Annotated in this window: 14 protein-coding genes; 9 read left to right on the top strand and 5 right to left on the bottom strand. The window is 72.7% G+C overall.

The window, feature by feature from the left end; genetic code table 11:
• Positions 1 to 176: 176 nt before the first annotated feature.
• Positions 177 to 746, top strand: a complete 570-nt coding sequence (locus ACIRVF_RS34030; protein WP_402826687.1) for a DoxX family protein — start codon at positions 177 to 179, stop codon at positions 744 to 746.
• Between the two features lie 126 nt (positions 747 to 872).
• Here the strand turns inward: ACIRVF_RS34030 and ACIRVF_RS34025 are convergent, their stop codons facing one another.
• Positions 873 to 1,634: a PP2C family protein-serine/threonine phosphatase gene (locus tag ACIRVF_RS34025; protein ID WP_402826684.1), complete on the bottom strand. Its 762-nt coding sequence runs from the start codon at positions 1,632 to 1,634 to the stop codon at positions 873 to 875.
• 170 nt (positions 1,635 to 1,804) lie between these two features.
• Between ACIRVF_RS34025 and ACIRVF_RS34020 the strand changes: the two genes are divergently transcribed.
• The 4 genes from ACIRVF_RS34020 (at position 1,805) to ACIRVF_RS34005 (ending at position 5,675) form a co-directional block, all read left to right on the top strand.
• The gene (locus ACIRVF_RS34020) at positions 1,805 to 2,959 is read left to right on the top strand and encodes an LLM class flavin-dependent oxidoreductase (RefSeq protein ID WP_402826681.1); all 1,155 of its coding nucleotides are present in this window, start codon (positions 1,805 to 1,807) and stop codon (positions 2,957 to 2,959) included.
• Positions 2,956 to 3,582: an FMN reductase gene (locus tag ACIRVF_RS34015; protein ID WP_402826678.1), complete on the top strand. Its 627-nt coding sequence runs from the start codon at positions 2,956 to 2,958 to the stop codon at positions 3,580 to 3,582. The genes ACIRVF_RS34020 and ACIRVF_RS34015 overlap by 4 nt, the downstream gene beginning before the upstream one ends.
• 204 nt (positions 3,583 to 3,786) lie before the next feature.
• Entirely contained in the window at positions 3,787 to 4,836 is a 1,050-nt protein-coding gene (locus ACIRVF_RS34010; RefSeq protein WP_402826675.1) for a Dyp-type peroxidase, read from the top strand.
• A gap of 41 nt (positions 4,837 to 4,877) precedes the next feature.
• Positions 4,878 to 5,675: a family 1 encapsulin nanocompartment shell protein gene (locus ACIRVF_RS34005; protein ID WP_402826672.1), complete on the top strand. Its 798-nt coding sequence runs from the start codon at positions 4,878 to 4,880 to the stop codon at positions 5,673 to 5,675.
• A gap of 144 nt (positions 5,676 to 5,819) precedes the next feature.
• Here the strand turns inward: ACIRVF_RS34005 and ACIRVF_RS34000 are convergent, their stop codons facing one another.
• Entirely contained in the window at positions 5,820 to 8,906 is a 3,087-nt protein-coding gene (locus ACIRVF_RS34000) for a BTAD domain-containing putative transcriptional regulator (protein ID WP_402826669.1), read from the bottom strand.
• A 263-nt stretch (positions 8,907 to 9,169) separates the two neighbouring features.
• Between ACIRVF_RS34000 and ACIRVF_RS33995 the strand changes: the two genes are divergently transcribed.
• Complete coding sequence (locus tag ACIRVF_RS33995) at positions 9,170 to 11,329, top strand: tetratricopeptide repeat protein (RefSeq protein ID WP_402826666.1); 2,160 nt, start codon at positions 9,170 to 9,172, stop codon at positions 11,327 to 11,329.
• On the opposite strand, the gene ACIRVF_RS33990 is transcribed toward ACIRVF_RS33995, so the two are convergent.
• Together ACIRVF_RS33990 and ACIRVF_RS33985 are read right to left on the bottom strand one after the other, a co-directional pair.
• The gene (locus tag ACIRVF_RS33990) at positions 11,298 to 11,987 is read right to left on the bottom strand and encodes a hypothetical protein (protein WP_402826663.1); all 690 of its coding nucleotides are present in this window, start codon (positions 11,985 to 11,987) and stop codon (positions 11,298 to 11,300) included. The genes ACIRVF_RS33995 and ACIRVF_RS33990 overlap by 32 nt on opposite strands.
• Positions 11,984 to 13,282, bottom strand: coding sequence for a hypothetical protein (locus tag ACIRVF_RS33985; RefSeq protein WP_402826660.1), 1,299 nt, complete (start codon positions 13,280 to 13,282; stop codon positions 11,984 to 11,986). The genes ACIRVF_RS33990 and ACIRVF_RS33985 overlap by 4 nt, the downstream gene beginning before the upstream one ends.
• Positions 13,283 to 13,652: 370 nt before the next feature.
• Between ACIRVF_RS33985 and ACIRVF_RS33980 the strand changes: the two genes are divergently transcribed.
• Together ACIRVF_RS33980 and ACIRVF_RS33975 are read left to right on the top strand one after the other, a co-directional pair.
• Complete coding sequence (locus ACIRVF_RS33980) at positions 13,653 to 14,438, top strand: electron transfer flavoprotein subunit beta/FixA family protein (protein ID WP_402826657.1); 786 nt, start codon at positions 13,653 to 13,655, stop codon at positions 14,436 to 14,438.
• A 45-nt stretch (positions 14,439 to 14,483) separates the two neighbouring features.
• The gene (locus ACIRVF_RS33975) at positions 14,484 to 15,446 is read left to right on the top strand and encodes an electron transfer flavoprotein subunit alpha/FixB family protein (protein WP_402826654.1); all 963 of its coding nucleotides are present in this window, start codon (positions 14,484 to 14,486) and stop codon (positions 15,444 to 15,446) included.
• A gap of 91 nt (positions 15,447 to 15,537) precedes the next feature.
• Here the strand turns inward: ACIRVF_RS33975 and ACIRVF_RS33970 are convergent, their stop codons facing one another.
• Positions 15,538 to 15,972, bottom strand: a complete 435-nt coding sequence (locus ACIRVF_RS33970; RefSeq protein WP_402826651.1) for a hypothetical protein — start codon at positions 15,970 to 15,972, stop codon at positions 15,538 to 15,540.
• Positions 15,973 to 16,155: 183 nt separating this feature from the next.
• Between ACIRVF_RS33970 and ACIRVF_RS33965 the strand changes: the two genes are divergently transcribed.
• Positions 16,156 to 16,409, top strand: a 254-nt coding sequence (locus ACIRVF_RS33965) for an acyl-CoA dehydrogenase family protein (protein WP_402826648.1), incomplete at its 3' end; no start/stop codon positions are given.

The following is a 16,409-nucleotide window of genomic DNA, read 5'->3' as shown; positions in this document are numbered from 1 at the left end:
GTCCCGCCGGGCCGCGCGAGTCGCTCACGGACCGTCAGTTGTTCAAATTCGAACTCCACGGTACGGTCGGGGAGTGGCCGGTTCAAATTTGAACAACTGGCGCGGATGCCAGACCCCGCCCGGCCGCACCGCCATCCACACCCCCCTACGACCGACCCCGATCGATGGAGACGCGCATGCCGAGCAACAGCCCGAGCACGACCGCCGCCACCAGCCCCGCCGGCCCGGCCCGGAACAGCTCCGGGTCCACGGCCACCTCCCCGCACGCCTACGACGCCGGACTCCTGCTCCTGCGCCTGGTGCTCGGCCTGACCATGGCCGCGCACGGCAGCCAGAAGCTGTTCGGCTGGTTCGGGGGCGGCGGGATCGACGGCACCGGTCAGTTCTTCACCATGAGCGGCTACCCGGCGGGCAACGCCATGGCCGTGGTCGCCGGCCTCACCGAGATCCTGGGTGGACTCGGCCTCGCCGTCGGCCTGTTGACCCCGCTGGCGGGTGCCGCCGTCGTCGGGACGATGGTCAACGCTATCGCCGTCACCTGGGGCGGCGGCTTCTTCGCCCCCAAGGGCAACGAGTACGAGCTGCTGCTGACGGCAGGTGCCGCCGCCCTCGCGCTGACCGGCCCCGGCCGCTACGCGGTGGACCGCTTCCTGCCGGTGCTGAAGGCGCACCGCCTGGCGTACGGCGTGGCCGCCGTACTGGTCGGCCTGGCGACGGCTGGGGTGATCCTGCTGCTCCGCAAGTAGCCCGACGCCTACGGCGGGGGGCTCGACCCGCTGTTCCGGAGGCCGTGGTGGCCATCGCCGCCACGGCCTCCGCGCGTTTCCAGCGGGTTTGCCGGGTGTGCCGGGGTGCCGTGGGCGGGCGCCGTGTCACTCCCCGATCCGCACCAGCGCCAGGGTGATGTTGTCCGGCCCGCCCGCCTCGATCGCCGCCTTCCACAGTTCGAAGGCGGCCCTCCCGTCGGCCCGCTCGGAGGTGTCGGACGAGCGGGTGAGCAGTTCGGCCAGCTCCTCCTCGGGGACCGGGTCGGTCAGTCCGTCGCTGCACACCAGGTAGCGGTCGCCGACGGCCAGCGGAGAGGTCCGCACGTGCGGCTCCACGAAGGTGAGCCCGAGCGAGCCGCCCAGGGTCTGGGTGACGACCGAGGTGGTGAGCCGGCCGGGCGGCAGCGGCGGGCTGTCGTCCACGCTCACCCGCTCCAGCCCGTCCCCGGTGACCCGGTAGACCCGGCTGTCCCCGACGTTGAAGACCATCCCCTGCTCGGGCAGCAGCACCAGTCCGGCGACGGTGGTGCCCATCGCGGCCAGCTCGGGGTCCCCGGCGGTGGCCGCGTGGACCGCCCGGTTGCACTCCTGGAGTTCTTCTCGGACGGCCTCCTCGTCCTCCAGCCCGCCCCCGGCGGCGGCGAGCCGGCGGGCGACCAGCGCGCTGGCCACCTCGCCGCCGGGGTGGCCGCCGAGGCCGTCGGCCACCGCGACCACGCAGGGCGGGCCGAGCGGGAAGAGCAGGGTCTGCGGGTTGGCGGTCACCGTGGCGCAGAGCGTCCAGGGGCCGACCGTGAGGCTGTCCTCGTTGTGCTCCCGCACCAGGCCCTCGTGGCTCAGTGCGCTCACCGCGATGTACGGCGCCATCGGTTCGCCGTCCTTCCGCAGGGCCCGGCCGCTGTCGGGGCCCGTTGCCGTGGCCGCCCGGGGCCCGCCTTCCATTGTCGGCGGGAACCGGGGGAATAACGATCCGCGGCCCACTGCTAGGGTGGTTGAAAGTTGGACTACCTGGGACCTCCTGGAGTGTGGTGAGCAGCATGCAGTTCGGAATCTTCAGCGTCGGTGACGTCACCCCCGACCCGACCACCGGCCGCACCCCGACCGAGCACGAGCGGATCAAGGCGATGGTGGCCATCGCCCGCAAGGCCGAGGAGGTCGGCCTGGACGTCTTCGCGACCGGCGAGCACCACAACCCGCCCTTCGTCCCGTCCTCGCCGACGACCATGCTCGGCTACATAGCCGCGCAGACCGACCGGCTCATCCTCTCCACCTCGACCACGCTGATCACCACCAACGACCCGGTGAAGATCGCCGAGGACTTCGCGATGCTCCAGCACCTCGCCGACGGCCGGGTGGACCTCATGATGGGCCGCGGCAACACCGGCCCGGTCTACCCGTGGTTCGGCAAGGACATCCGCCAGGGCATCCCGCTGGCGATCGAGAACTACGCGCTGCTGCACCAGCTGTGGCGCGAGGAGGTGGTGGACTGGCAGGGCCGCTTCCGCACCCCGCTGCAGTCCTTCACCTCCACCCCGCGCCCCCTGGACGACGTCCCGCCGTTCGTCTGGCACGGCTCGATCCGCAGCCCGGAGATCGCCGAGCAGGCCGCGTACTACGGCGACGGCTTCTTCGCGAACAACATCTTCTGGCCCAAGGAGCACTTCCAGAAGCTGATCGAGCTCTACCGCGAGCGCTTCGCCCACTACGGCCACGGCACGCCCGAGCAGGCGATCGTCGGCCTCGGCGGGCAGGTGTTCATGCGGAAGAACTCCCAGGACGCGGTGCGCGAGTTCCGTCCGTACTTCGACAACGCGCCGGTGTACGGGCACGGGCCCTCGCTGGAGGAGTTCACCGAGCAGACCCCGCTCACCGTGGGCAGCCCCCAGGAGGTCATCGAGAAGACGCTCGGCTTCCGCGAGACCTTCGGCGACTACCAGCGCCAGCTGTTCCTGATGGACCACGCCGGCCTGCCGTTGAAGACCGTGCTGGAGCAGCTGGACCTGCTCGGCGAGGAGGTCGTGCCGGTGCTGCGCGAGGAGTTCGCCAAGGGCCGCCCGGCCGGGGTGCCGGAGGGGCCGACCCACGCCGCACTGCTCGCGGCCCGCGACGCCGCCGACAGCCACCGGGCCCACGAGGCCCACGACGCCCACGACGCCCGTGCGGCTCACGAGAAGGAGGAGGTCGCCAAGTGACCGCGTTCAAGCTGGCGGTGGTGAGCGCCGGACTGAGCGAGCCGTCCTCGACGCGCCTGCTGGCCGACCGGCTCGCCGAGGCGACCGTGCGCCGGCTCGGCGAGCAGGACCGGGAGGCCGAGGTCACGGTGATCGAGCTGCGCGACCTCGCGGTGGACATCGCCAACAACTTCGTCACCGGCTTCCCGGCCGCCGCGCTGCGCGGGGCGATCGGCGCGGTGACGGAGGCGGACGCGGTGATCGCGGTGACGCCGATCTTCACCGCCTCCTACAGCGGCCTGTTCAAGTCCTTCTTCGACGTGATCGACCATGACGCGCTCACCGGCAAGCCGGTGCTGATCGCCGCCACCGGCGGGACGCCCCGGCACTCGCTCGCCCTGGAGCACGCCGTACGGCCGCTCTTCAGCTACCTGCGCGCGGTCGTGCTGCCGACGGCCGTGTACGCGGCCACCGACGACTGGGGCACGGCCGGGGACGCGCTGACCGACGGCCTGCCGGGCCGGATCGAGCGCGCCGCAGGCGAGCTGGCGGCGCTGCTGGCCGGGCGCGGCCCGGCGGCGGGGGCGGCGGTGCCCGAGCAGGTCGTCCCGTTCGCCGAACAGCTGGCGGCGCTGCGGGTCTGACGCCGGACGGCGGGTCCGGCTCCGGACGGCCGAGGGGGTGCGCGCCTTCGCGCACCCCCCTCGGCGCACGTCCGGCCGCCGCGGCCCGCTCACCCGAACGGCCCCTCGGAGCGGTTTCGGATGGTGCCGCCGGCCCTGTCGTCGGGGCCGTTCGGCTGCATGCCGACCGTGCCGACGCGTCCGTTGTGCGATGTCATCGGTGGCATGCAGCCCGAACCGCAAGCCGTGCTCTCGCCGCTGACCGGCGCGGCGGTCTTCCTGGTCCTCACCGTCGAAGCCGGTGGCGAGGACGCCGTCCGCGACCTCCTGCCCGACCTCGCCGGACTGCGCCGGTCCGTCGGCTTCCGGGCCCCCGACGGCGGCCTCACCTGCGTCACCGGCATCGGCTCCGAGCTCTGGGACCGCCTCTTCGACGGCCCCCGGCCCGCCGACCTCCACCCCTTCCAGGAACTGGCCGGCCCCCGCCACCGCGCCCCGGCCACCCCGGGCGACCTGCTGCTGCACCTGCGGGCCGAGCGGATGGACCTCTGCTTCGAACTGGCCGGCCAGCTCACCACCCGCCTCGCCGGTGCGGCCACCGTGGTCGACGCCGTGCACGGCTTCCGCTACTTCGACGACCGGGACCTGCTCGGTTTCGTGGACGGCACCGAGAACCCCGAGGGCCGGGCCGCCGCCGAGGCCACCCTGGTCGGGGCGGAGGACGCGGACTTCGCGGGCGGGAGCTACGTCATCGTCCAGAAGTACCTGCACGACCTGGACAAGTGGAACGCGCTGAGCGTCGAGCAGCAGGAGGGGGCGGTCGGCCGCACCAAGCTCACCGACATCGAACTGGACGACGACGTCAAACCCGCCGACTCGCACGTGGCGCTCACCGTGATCACCGGCCCGGACGGCGAGGAACAGAAGATCGTCCGCTACAACATGGCCTTCGGCTCCTTCGACGGCGGGGGCGAGTTCGGCACCTACTTCATCGGCTACGCGCGCGACCCCGGCGTGACCGAGGAGATGCTGCGCAACATGTTCATCGGCAACCCGCCCGGCACCACCGACCGGTTGCTGGACTTCTCCACGGCCGTCACCGGCTCGCTGTTCTACGTCCCGACCGCCGACTTCCTCGACTCGCCGCCACCGGCCGCCCGGGCCGCCGACATCGTTCCCGCTGAGGTTCCCGCCACGGCTCCCGCCGCTGTTCCCGCTGTCGGGTCGCGCCCGGACGGTTCGCTCGGCATCGGCAGCCTCAAGCCGACCTCCTGAAAGCCGCCCGACCGAAGCCGACCCCGAACAGGACCCGCACCGTGAACAACCTGCACCGCGAACTGGCCCCCGTCTCCGCCGCCGCCTGGGAGGAGATCGAGGAGGAGGCCCGCCAGACCTTCAAGCTCCACATCGCCGGCCGCCGGGTGGTCGATCTCACCGGCCCGGAGGGCACCACCCTCGCCGCCGTCGGCACGGGCCATCTCACCGGCATCGAACCGCCCCTCGACGGCGTCCGGGCCCGGGCCCGCGCCAGCCGCCCGGTGGTCGAGCTGCGGGTGCCCTTCACCGTCGGCCGGGAGGCTGTCGACGACGTCGAACGGGGCTCCCGGGATTCCGACTGGCAACCGGTCAAGGACGCCGCCCGCACCCTCGCCCGCGCCGAGGACCGCGCCGTCTTCGAGGGCTACCGGGCCGCCGCGATCGAGGGCATCCGGGCCGGCTCCAGCAACCCTCCGGTCCAACTCCCGGAGGACGTCCGGGAATACCCGGAGGCCGTGAGCCGTGGGCTCACCACCCTGCGCCTGGCGGGCGTCGGCGGGCCGTACTCACTCCTGCTCGGCGCCGAGGCCTTCACCGCCGTCAACGAGACCAGCGACCACGGCTACCCCGTCCACAACCACCTGGCCCGACTGCTGGACGGCGACATCATCTGGGCCCCCGCGATCGAGGGGGCGTTCCTGTTGTCCACCCGGGGAGGGGACTTCGCACTCTGCCTGGGCCAGGACGTCTCGGTGGGCTACCTCTCCCACGACGCCGAGACGATTCAGCTCTATCTCCAGGAGTCGCTGACGTTCCAGGTCTACACGGGAGAGGCGGCCGTCGCGCTAAACGGCTAGCACCAGATCGGCATCGCTGTGACGATCAGGGCTATGTGAAGGAACATGGTCATTGTGCGCCGGGCTTTCTGTCCGATTCGGTCGGCGTCGCCGCTTGGATGGGCAGAGCCTCGCATAACCGCATCGGATGATCAAATCGATGCCCTAGGGCCGTACTTCATTTCGATGGGGGCGATTATATGAGGAGTTCGATTCGAGGTTGTTGAGAGCCGACCGGACCCGTGCGGCCTCGTCCGCGATGTCCACCTGTTCGGCCAGTGCGACGGCTGCTGTGAGGTGGGTGAGGGCGGCGGTTCGGTTTCCGGCCGCCGCCTCGCCCAGGCCCAGACCGCGCAGAGCGGCCGCCTCCTCGCGAGCGGCGCCGATGGTGCGGGCCAGCTCCAGGGCGATCGCGTGCTGGTCCAGTGCCGCTCGGTGTTGACATGCCGTCAGCAGGGTCTCGCCCAGCGCGTTGCGAGCGTCGGCCTCGTGGCGGATGCTGCCGACTTCGCGGAACGTGGCCAGGGCGGAACGGTGCAGCGAGAGTGCCTTTTCGAGTTCGTCGGGTATTGTCAGTGTCTTTGCAAGATTGGTGCGGACCACCGACAGGTCGAGCTGGGACATGACTCCGCGGCCGATCCTCAGTACCAATTCGAAGGTCTCGCGGGCCGATGGATTCTGTCCGGCGATGAGATGAAGCTCTCCGATATTGTTCAGGATCCGGAGTTCGAGAACCCGGTCATCGAATTTCTGGGCCAGTGGCAGAGCGCTGTTGTAAGCGGCGAGTGCGGAATCCGAATCGCCCATCGATCGGTGCAGTATGCCGATGTTGGCCAGGCAGCGCGAGACGTTCCACTGGTCTTCCTGCTCCTTCCGAATGGCCAGCACCTCGTGCTGGAGTGCCAGGGACTCGTGGAGTCGGCTCTGGCTCCACCGCAGTTGCCCCAGCAGGTTGAGGGCGTTGGCCGCTGCGTCGAGGTCGCCCTCCGTGCGGGCGAGGCTCAAGCCGCGTTCGAGGGCCTCGGCGGCGGAGTCGTAGCGCGAGGCGTTCGCCAGCGTCGCCCCCAGGTCGATCAGCGCCCGCGCCTCCTGCCGGTCGTTCGCCTGCGAATGCCAGTACGACGCCGCTGCCCGGTGCATCGCCTGGGCTTCGCTCCAGTACGCCTCGGCGTCCAGGTGACCGGCCAGGACGTGGGCGAGCCAGGCGCCCGCCTCGGCGAGCCCGGGGTGGTTCGAGTGGGTGGTGAGGGCGATCAGGGCGGCGTGCTCGCTCTCCAGCCAGGCCCTGGCCGAAGCGGGGGAGTCGATTCCGATGTCTCCCGACAAATCATCCACACCGCCGAATTGATGATTGGTCGGGACTTCGCTCCGCGACCTGCGCGGATAGAGCAGCCGGTCCGCCCGGTCGGCCGCGTGCAGGGCGAAGCGGAGCAGCCGTTCGATCGCCGACTCCCGTTGTGCGTCCTCCACTCCCAATGCCACCGCGAACTCCCTCAGGAGATCGTGCAGTTGGTACCTTTCGGGCGAAATTTCGATGATCAGGTGACAGTTCAGCAATGCCTCCAGCACCTGGTCCGTTTCGTCGATCGCCAGGCCCAGCAGGGCCGCCGCCGCGTGCACGCCGAAATCCGGGCCGGGGTAGAGGCCGAGCAGCCGGAATGCCGAGCGCTGGCCGGACGGGAGGTAGTGGTAGGAGACCTCGAAGGCCCGGGCGATGCTGGACGAGCCGCTGCGGATCTCGGCCAGCCGCCCCTTGCGGGAGAGGCGTCGGGCGAGGTGGTCGAGGGTCCAGGAGGGGCGGGCCTTGAGACGGCTGGCGGCGAGTTCGATGGCTAGCGGGAGGAGGCCGCAGCGGTCGACGATCTCGACGACGCGCTCCCGGTCGGCCGAGCGGTCGGGGCCGACCACGTTGCTGAACAGGGCGACGGCGTCGTCCACCGGCAGGACGTCGAGGAACACCGGCCGTGCGCACGGGAGTTCGGCGAGCCGCTGGCGGGAGGTGACGATGATCAGGGCGGACGGCGCGGGCGGCAGCAACGGGCGGATCTGGGCGGCGTCGGCGGCGTCGTCGAGGACGACGACGGCGCGCCGGCTGGAGAGGGCCTCGGCGCACAGCGCGAACACCTCGTCGGCGTCGAGCGGGATGGTCGTGGCGGGCACGCCGAGGCGTCTCAGCAGCAGGGCGCCGGCGGCCTCCGGGGTCAGCGGCGGCTGATTGCCGACATGGGCGCGCAGGTTGAGGTAGACGTAGCCGTCGGGGAAGTGCTCGCGCATCAGGTCGGCGGCGTGCAGGGCGAGCGTGGTCTTGCCGACTCCGGGCATGCCGAGGATGGCCGAGACGGTGACGACGCCTCCCCGGGCGCCGGCGGGGTCGCTCCCGGGGGCGGGCAGCACGCGCCGGAGGTCGTCCCGTCGGCCGATCAGCCGGTGCCGGCCGGGCGGGCCGGACAGGCCGGACAGGCCGGACAGGCCGGACGGCTCGAACGGCTCGGGGGCGGCGGCCGGGGCGAGTTCGACCCGTCCGGGCGTGCCGGGCAGCGGTTCGCCGTTGAGCATCCGCCGGTGCAGGCGGGTGAGGGCTTCGCCGGGTTCGGTGGCGAGCTGGGCGCGGAGCAGCCGGACGACGGCGGGGTAGACGGCCAGGGCGTCGGCCTGGCGGCCGGCCGCGTGGAGGGCGGTCATCAGGTGGCCGGCGAGGCGTTCGTCGGTGGGGCGGTCCTCGCGCAGGGCGGTGAGTTCGGGGATGAGTTCGTGGTGGCGGCCGATCCGCAGGTCGATCTCGATGCGCTGCAGGGTGATGGCGAAGCGCTGGTCGGCCATGGTGGCACGGGTGGCGCGGGCCCAGCTGCCGGGCAGGCCGGCCAGGGGTTCGCCGCCCCAGAGTTCCTCGGCGCGGGAGAGGACGGTTCTGGCCTGGTGGTCCTGTCCGTTCCCGGCGAGCAGGGCGGCTTGTCTGGCAAGGTCCAGATATCGCCACCAGTCGATGAGTTGGGGGTCGGCCCGCAGGGTGTACGTGTGCGATCGGGTGTCGATCGTGGGCGTTTCGCGCGGGTTTTCCGTCCCACCGGTACGAGCGGCCCGTCTCAGCAGCGCCCGGAGGTGGGATACGTGGCTGTAGAGGCTGGTCAGTGCGCTGGGCGGTGGTTCCTGGTCCCACAGTCGGTGTGCGAGCGACGTGTGGGAGAGCGGCCTTCCGACCTCCATGGCCAGTGCGGCCAGCAGCTGCCGCCGTTTGTCGGAGTGGAGCGCCAATGGCTCTCCGTTCACCGACAGTTCAACTGACCCCAGGAGATGGAACTTCATTGACGTCCCCCGCCGGTTGGCTACCAGCTTGCCGTGTCGCGGGTGAGCATGGCACGCGTCCGGGGCGGTCGGCTATACCACGACGGGGTTCGGGTGAGGCTCTTTTGGGAATGTCCTCGACTTGACGACAAGTCATCTGCTAACCGCACGCGGGCAATTCGTCGACGGCAGGGGGAGCCAGTGACAGGATCGGCCGTGGTCGGTGGTCGCCGGTGACGGACCCCGACCCGCCCTTCGGCGTGGTGCACAACTCGCTGACCGGCGGCGGGGGCGTCGGTGGCTCGGTGGTGCAGGCGGGCACGATCAACGGCCTGCACCTGCACGCCCCGCCGCTCCCGGTCCCGCGCCAACTTCCCCCGTCGCCGAGGCGGTTGATCGGCCGCGAGGCCGACCTGGCCGCCTTGGACCGTTCGTTGGGCGGGGAGTCCGGCCCGGCGGAGGCGACCGTCGTGGTGACCGGCCCGGCCGGGGTCGGCAAGACCGCGCTCGCCGCCCAGTGGCTGCGCGGCCTGGCCGGGCGCTTCCCGGACGGCCAGTTGTACGCGGACCTGCGCGGCTACGCCCCGGGCGGGCCCGCCGATCCGGCCGAGGCGCTCGGCGCGTTCCTGCGGGCGTTCGGGATCTCGCCGGTGCCCCGCAGCCTGGCGGAGGGCGCGGCACTGTGGCGCTCCCTGGCGGCGGAGCGGCGGATCGCCGTACTCCTGGACAACGCCTCGACGGCCGCGCAGGTGCGGCCGCTGCTGCCGGGCTCGGACGGCACGGTGGTCGTGGTGACCAGCCGCCGCAGGCTCACCGGCCTCGGGATGGACGGGGCGGTGTTCCGCACGCTGGCGCCGCTCGCGGCGGAGGCGTCGACCGAGATCCTCGCCGCGCGGGTCGGCGGGCGGCGGGTGGCGCAGGAGAGTGACGCCGCGGCCGTGGTGGTGGACGCCTGCGCCGGACTGCCGATGGCGATCTGCCTGGCGGCGGCGCGGATCGCCGCCCGGCCGGCCCAGTCGCTCGCGGCCACCGCCGAGCTGCTGGGGCGCGGCACCGACCGGCTGGCGGCGCTGAACGCGGAGGGCGAGACCGTGCAGGACCTGCTGGACGCCTCGTACGGAGTGCTGGAGCCCGGCGCCGCCCGGCTCTACGGGCTGCTCGGCCTGCTGCCCTTCGGCGAGTTCACCCTGGAGAACGCCGCCGTCCTGATGGACGTGGACCTGCCCGCGGCGGACCGGCTGCTGGACGGTCTGATCGACGTGCACCTGCTGGAGGAGCGCGGGCCGGAGCGCTTCCGCTTCCACGACCTGGTGCGCCTGCACGCCCGGACGCACGGCCGCGAGCTGCGGGGCACCGAGGCCGGCCGGGCCGCGCTGGACCGGATCGTCGACTGGTACCTGGCCTCGGCCACCGCCGCCGAGGCGGTCGTCTCGCCGAGCCACCGCACCCTCGCCCGCGACCACCTCACCCGGCCCCACCATCCGGCCCGGGCGTTCGAGGACGAGGTCCGGGCGCTGAGGTGGCTCGACCAGGAGCGCGACCGCCTCGCCGATCTGCTGCGCTGGTGCGAGGAGCTGGACCGGCCCGCCGCCGCCTGGCAACTGGCCGACGCCATGTGGCCGTTGTTCCTGCGGCTGCGCCCGGCGCGGCTGTGGGTCGAGGCCCACCGGATCGGTCTGCGGGCCGCCCGGACGGCCGGCGACCGCGGCGGCGAACTGCGGATGCTGACCTCCGGCGGGAACGGGCTGCGCAACGCGGGCGAGGCGGAGGAGGCGGCCCGCTGGTTCACCGAGGCCCTGGAACTCGCCCGGGAGCTGGGCCATCCGCTGGCCCAGGCGAACGCGCTGTACGGGATCGGCCAGACCCACCGGATGGCCGGCCGGCTGGCCGAGGCGGCCGAGTGCCTGCACCGGGTGGTGGAGCTGCGGGAGGCCCAGGACTACCTGCGCGGTGCGGCGCTGGCCCGGCTGGCGTACGGCGAGGTGCTGCTGCTGGCGGGCCGGGCGGCCGAGGCGGTGGAGCCCGTCGAGCGGGCGCGCCGGGAGCTGTCCTCGATCGGGGACGGCTACGAGGCGGCCCGCGCGACGGCCTTCCTGGGGCTGGCGCACGGGCTGCTGGGCGCGTACGAGCTCGCCGACGGCTGTCTGGAGGCGGCCCTCGCGGGCTTCCGGGCCGGGCTGTCGGCGCACTGGGAGGCGCGGACGCTGGAGTTCGCCGGGCAGGTCGAGGAGCGGCGCGGCCGTCCGGATCGGGCGCGCGCCCGGTTCGAGCAGTCGCTGGCGCGGTACCGGGACGTCGGTGCCGCGGCCGAGGCGGCCAGACTGGCCGGCCGCCTCGCCGCGTACGGGGTCGGTCCCGGCGTCACCCCCCGTCCCGGCGACCCGGACGCCTGAGCCGTCCGGCCGCCACCGCGCCGGCCCGGCAGGCGGCCGCGCCGAAGCGGTTGGAGCGGTCGGAGCCGAAGCGGTCGGAGCGGTCGAAGCGGTCGGAGCGGTCGGAGCGGTCGGAGCCGAAGCGGTCGGAGCGGTCGAACCGACCGGAGCAGTCGAGGCGGTCGAGTTCGGTGAGCGCCCGCCCGGCGGCCAGCCAGGCGTGCGCCAGCGAACCGAGGGCGAGCGGCAGGGCGGGAGCGCCGGGGTGGTGCGCCCCGCGGTCCGGCCGCAGCAGGAGCCGGGCCCCGGTCCGGGCGAGCAGCAGCACCGCTCCGCCGCGGTGCTCGGCGGTGGCGACCGCGCAGCCGGGATGGGCGGACAGCGCCCCGGCGAGCCGGGCGGCGGAGTCCGCCGCCGGAAGCAGCCCGAGGTGCAGTACGTCGGCCTGCCGTCGCCGGCGCCGGCCGGCCGGTTCGGTGAGGTCGAGCACCAGGTGCTCGTCCACGAAGCCGGGGCCGGGCCGGTCGCGACCGGGCCCGGTGGGCGGGGCCGCGGCCAGCAGCCCGTGGCGGGCACCGGTCGTGGACTCCACCCGGGCGTCGAACAGCGAGCCCGGGCACCCCTCGGACGGCGGACCGGCGAGCGGCACGAGCCGCACGGTGTGCAGCGCGGCGCTCATCCGGCCCGCCGGGAGCCCGGCGCCAGGGGCGCGTCCAGCGGATCGGGCAGCGGCAGCGGCGCCGGCTCGGGGCTGTGCGCGGGCTGGCCGAGCCCGAGCACCCGGTAGAGCAGCCGGCGGGCGTTGCGGTCGAAGCGTCCGGGTTCGGAGCTGATCCGGGCGGCGATGGCGGCGTACTCCTCCGGGCGGTACTGCTCGGCGGCGTACGCGAGCTGCTCGGTGAGCGGGTGCCCGGGGCTGAGCGCGGGTGCCGTCCGGGCGAGCTGGGCGGACGGCGAGCGCGGATTGACGTTGTGGTGCGGGTACTCCGCGAGGAGTACGGGGGCACCGGTCATCGCCGCGTACAGGGTGACCGAGCCGTGGTCGCCGATCACGTAGTCGGCGGCGACCAGCAGCGGCCGCCAGTCCGCCTCCGGGGGGACGACCGAGACGGCCCCGCGGGCGGTGGCCGTCGCCCAGGACCGCACCTGCCAGGGGCTGTGCGCGGCCGCGATGTTCGGGTGGGCGAGCAGCGCGGCGCGGTAGCCCTGCCGGGGCAGCTCCGAGGTGAGCCGGGGCAGCACGGCGTCCAGCCGGGTGAACAGCGAGCCGGCCCCCCAGGTGGAGGAGACCAGGACGAGTTTCTCCTCGGGTCCGAGCCCCAGCGCCGCCCGGTAGTGCTCCCGGTGCGGCAGCGCGGCGGCGATCCGGTCGTAGCAGGGGTCGCCGACCACCTCCGCGATCGGCAGCGCCTCCGGGCAGCTGCGGCCCAGTTCGTCCAGTTCCTCCGCGTGGGCCAGCGCGAAGGAGGTCGGGACGAGTCTGCCCTCCCAGTACAGGTAGTCCGGGCGCAGCCCGATGGCGGTCCGCTGGCCGTCCGGCCCGCCGCGCCGGGACAGCTTGATGTTGCCGGCGCCGTGCGGGAGCCGGACGACCGGCCCGCGCAGCTGCTCCATGCCCTGCGAGCCGGCCGCCAGGACGAGGTCGAACTCGCGCCTGACGGCCTGCTCCCAGGGCAGTACGGTGGCGCCCAGGGCGAGCAGGCCCTCCGCGGCGCCGCGGTTGAACATGTGCGGGGCCACCGTGAACTGCACGTGGATCCGCAGGTCGGAGGCGAGCAGCGAGTAGAAGTCGTGCAGCCGCTGGGCGTACACCACGGTCTGGGCGACGACCAGCACCCGCTTGCGGTCCCGCAGGGTCTCCCACGGTCCGTTGTTGCTCCAGGCGGCGCCGTCCCTCGTCCCGTTCGTCCGGTCGGTGTTGCCGTGCGTCCCGTGGGTGGTCGTGATGTCCTGTTCCCCGTGCACCAAGGTCATTCCCTTCCCCCTCCTTGACCGCAGGTCGGGGCCTCGACGAGGCCCGGTGCCGATGTTCCCCGCGCGGGCTGGCGGATTCATTGCCGGGACCTGGCGGGGGCTTGCGGAAACCTTGTGTCCGCTTCCGGCCGCCGCCCGGCGTTCGGACACCGGGTAGGGTACTGAGTGCCTTTACCAGGGGTACTGAGTGCCGTATTCTCTCGGTGGAGCCTCCGACGCCAGTCGGAGAGAGCCGACACGGCATGCCGGTCCAGGTGGCGCTCACGGCGCGCCGGCCGCGGCCGGGCCGGACTTGGCACTCAGTACCCTCGGCCTGACCTGAGGCCATGGATCCAGTGCATCCGTGCACCCGTGACAGGAGAAACCGCTCATGAGCTTGAGGATCGTCGTCTGTGTGAAGTACGTGCCGGACGCGACGGGCGACCGTCGTTTCGCGGACGACCACACCACCGACCGGGAGGGTGTGGACGGCCTCCTGTCGGAGCTGGACGAGTACGGCGTCGAGCAGGCGCTGCGGATCGCCGAGGCGAACGACGGTGCCGAGGTGACGGTGCTGACGGTGGGTCCGGACGACGCGAAGGACGCGCTGCGCAAGGCGCTGTCGATGGGTGCGGACAAGGCCGTCCACGTGAACGACGACGACATCCACGGTTCGGACGTGCTGGGGACGTCGGCGATCCTGGCGAAGGCGCTGGAGAAGACCGGGTTCGACCTGGTGATCGGTGGTATGGCGTCGACGGACGGCACGATGGGCGTGCTGCCGGCGCTGCTGGCGGAGCGGCTGGGTGTGCCGCAGGTGACGCTGCTGTCCGAGGTGTCGGTCGAGGGCGGCGTGGTGAAGGGCCGTCGTGACGGTGACGCGGCGACCGAGCTGGTCGAGGCCCCGCTGCCGGCCGTGGTCTCGGTGACGGACCAGTCGGGCGAGGCCCGCTACCCCTCGTTCAAGGGGATCATGGCGGCGAAGAAGAAGCCGGTGCAGTCGCTGGACCTGGACGACCTGGGCATCGAGGCGGACGAGGTCGGCCTGGCGGGTTCGTGGACGGCGGTCGAGTCGGTGGCGGCGCGTCCGGCGCGCACCGCGGGCACGGTCGTCAAGGACGAGGGCGAGGGCGGCAAGCAGCTCGCCGCGTTCCTCGCCGACCAGAAGTTCATCTAGTCCGCACCCCGACCCCGACCCAGCGAAACACGGAGACATAGAGCAATGGCTGAGATTCTCGTCCTGGTGGACCACGCCGAGGGTGCGGTCCGCAAGCCCGCCCTGGAGCTGCTGACCCTGGCCCGCCGCATCGGCGAGCCGTCCGCCGTCGTGCTGGGCGCGGGTGCCGCGGCCGCCGACATCGCCGCCAGGGCCGCCGAGTTCGGCGCCGCCAAGGTGTACGTCGCGGACGGCGCCGAGTTCGCCGACCAGCTGGTCGTCCCCAAGGTGGACGCCCTGGCCCAGATCGCCAAGGCCAACGACGTGGCCGGCGTCCTGGTGACCTCCTCCGGCGAGGGCAAGGAGGTCGCGGCCCGCGTGGCGCTGCGCCTCGGCTCCGGCATCATCACCGACGCGGTGGACGTCCGCGCCGGCGACGGCGGTCCGGTCGCCACCCAGTCGGTGTTCGCCGCCTCGTACACCGTCGAGTCCCGCGTCAGCAACGGCGTGCCGGTCATCACCGTCAAGCCGAACGCCGTCGCCCCGGAGGCCGCTCCGGCCGCCGGCGCCGTCGAGAACGTGTCGGTGGAGTTCACCGGCAACGCGGCCAAGGTCACCTCGCGCACCCCGCGCGTCTCGACCGGCCGCCCCGAGCTGACCGAGGCCGCCATCGTGGTCTCCGGCGGCCGCGGCGTCGGTGCCGCCGAGGGCTTCGGCGTGGTCGAGGAGCTCGCGGACGCGCTCGAAGCCGCCGTCGGCGCCTCGCGCGCCGCCGTCGACGCCGGCTGGTACCCGCACAGCTCCCAGGTCGGCCAGACCGGCAAGCAGGTCTCCCCGCAGCTGTACGTGGCCAACGGCATCTCGGGCGCCATCCAGCACCGGGCCGGCATGCAGACCTCGAAGACCATCGTGGCCGTCAACAAGGACCCCGAGGCCCCGATCTTCGAGCTCGCGGACTACGGCGTGGTCGGCGACCTCTTCGAGGTGCTGCCGCAGCTCACCGCCGAGGTGAAGGCCCGCAAGGGCTGATCCCCGGGGTCCCCCGGAAGCAGAACGGAGGGCGTGGCACTCGGTACCCCCGGTACCGAGTGCCACGCCCTCCGTCGTGCCGCCCCGCCGGCTACTCGGCGAAGGCCGCCAGGTGCTGGGTGAACCCGCCCTTGACCGGCGGCAGCGGGCGCGGCTCGGACTCCTGCTCCGCCGGCGGCTCCTCGACCGTCAGCAGCCGCAGCTCGGGCTGGTCGGAGCCGGGGGAGGAGTACAGCCGCACCCGGGTGCCGACCGGGACGGTGCTGCGCATGCCGTCCACGATGCACCAGACGTCGAAGCCCTCCGTCATCCGGATCAGCGACTTCTGGCGGACCAGCGGGGTACGGGCCTGCTCGACCGCGCAGCGCCGCACCACGCCGGTGCCCTCGCTGGGCTCCAGCCGCAGCTCGGTGGAGCCGCAGGTGGGGCAGAGCAGCCGCTGGAACGTCGGGTTGTTGCACCAGGTACAGCGCTGGAAGTACAGCGTCGTACTCCGGGTGTCGGCATCGATGGCTGAGTGGACCACGTCGTCATCTCCCTGCGCTCGGACCGGCTCTGTCGGCAGAAGTACGCCAGTAGTTCGGCTGTAGTACGGCAGGAAAAGGATAGGGAACTCAGTGCCGCCCTGTGAAGGCACTGAGTTCCCTTTTTGCCGCGCCCGTGCATAATGAAGGGTACTGAGTACCGTCGTGAAACAGGAGTGGCGATCATGAGCCAGGACTTCGATCTCTTCCGTATCTCCGAGGAGCACGAGATGCTCCGTGAGGCGGTGCGTTCGCTGGCCGAGGCGAAGATCGCTCCGTTCGCGGCGGAGGTGGACGAGCAGGGGCGGTTCCCGCAGGAGGCGTTGGACGCGCTGCGGGGCAATGACCTGCACGCGGTGCACGTGCCGGAGGTGTACGGCGGTGCGGGGGCGGACGCGCTGGCGACGGTGATCGTGATCGAGGAGGTCGCGCGGGTGTG

It is taken from the genome of Kitasatospora sp. NPDC101157 (genome assembly GCF_044768255.1).
Classification (GTDB): Bacteria; Actinomycetota; Actinomycetes; order Streptomycetales; family Streptomycetaceae; genus Kitasatospora.
This window is presented reverse-complemented; position numbering and strand designations above follow the sequence as displayed.

What these genes read in the sequence shown, in the direction of transcription:
- ACIRVF_RS33980 (WP_402826657.1), top strand. Translation starts at nt 13,653, where the DNA reads ATGAGCTTGAGGATCGTCGTCTGTGTGAAGTACGTGCCGGACGCGACG.
- ACIRVF_RS34020 (WP_402826681.1), top strand. Translation starts at nt 1,805, where the DNA reads ATGCAGTTCGGAATCTTCAGCGTCGGTGACGTCACCCCCGACCCGACC.
- ACIRVF_RS34010 (WP_402826675.1), top strand. Translation starts at nt 3,787, where the DNA reads ATGCAGCCCGAACCGCAAGCCGTGCTCTCGCCGCTGACCGGCGCGGCG.
- ACIRVF_RS33985 (WP_402826660.1), bottom strand. Translation starts at nt 13,282, where the DNA reads ATGACCTTGGTGCACGGGGAACAGGACATCACGACCACCCACGGGACG.
- ACIRVF_RS34025 (WP_402826684.1), bottom strand. Translation starts at nt 1,634, where the DNA reads ATGGCGCCGTACATCGCGGTGAGCGCACTGAGCCACGAGGGCCTGGTG.
- ACIRVF_RS33990 (WP_402826663.1), bottom strand. Translation starts at nt 11,987, where the DNA reads ATGAGCGCCGCGCTGCACACCGTGCGGCTCGTGCCGCTCGCCGGTCCG.
- ACIRVF_RS33975 (WP_402826654.1), top strand. Translation starts at nt 14,484, where the DNA reads ATGGCTGAGATTCTCGTCCTGGTGGACCACGCCGAGGGTGCGGTCCGC.
- ACIRVF_RS34030 (WP_402826687.1), top strand. Translation starts at nt 177, where the DNA reads ATGCCGAGCAACAGCCCGAGCACGACCGCCGCCACCAGCCCCGCCGGC.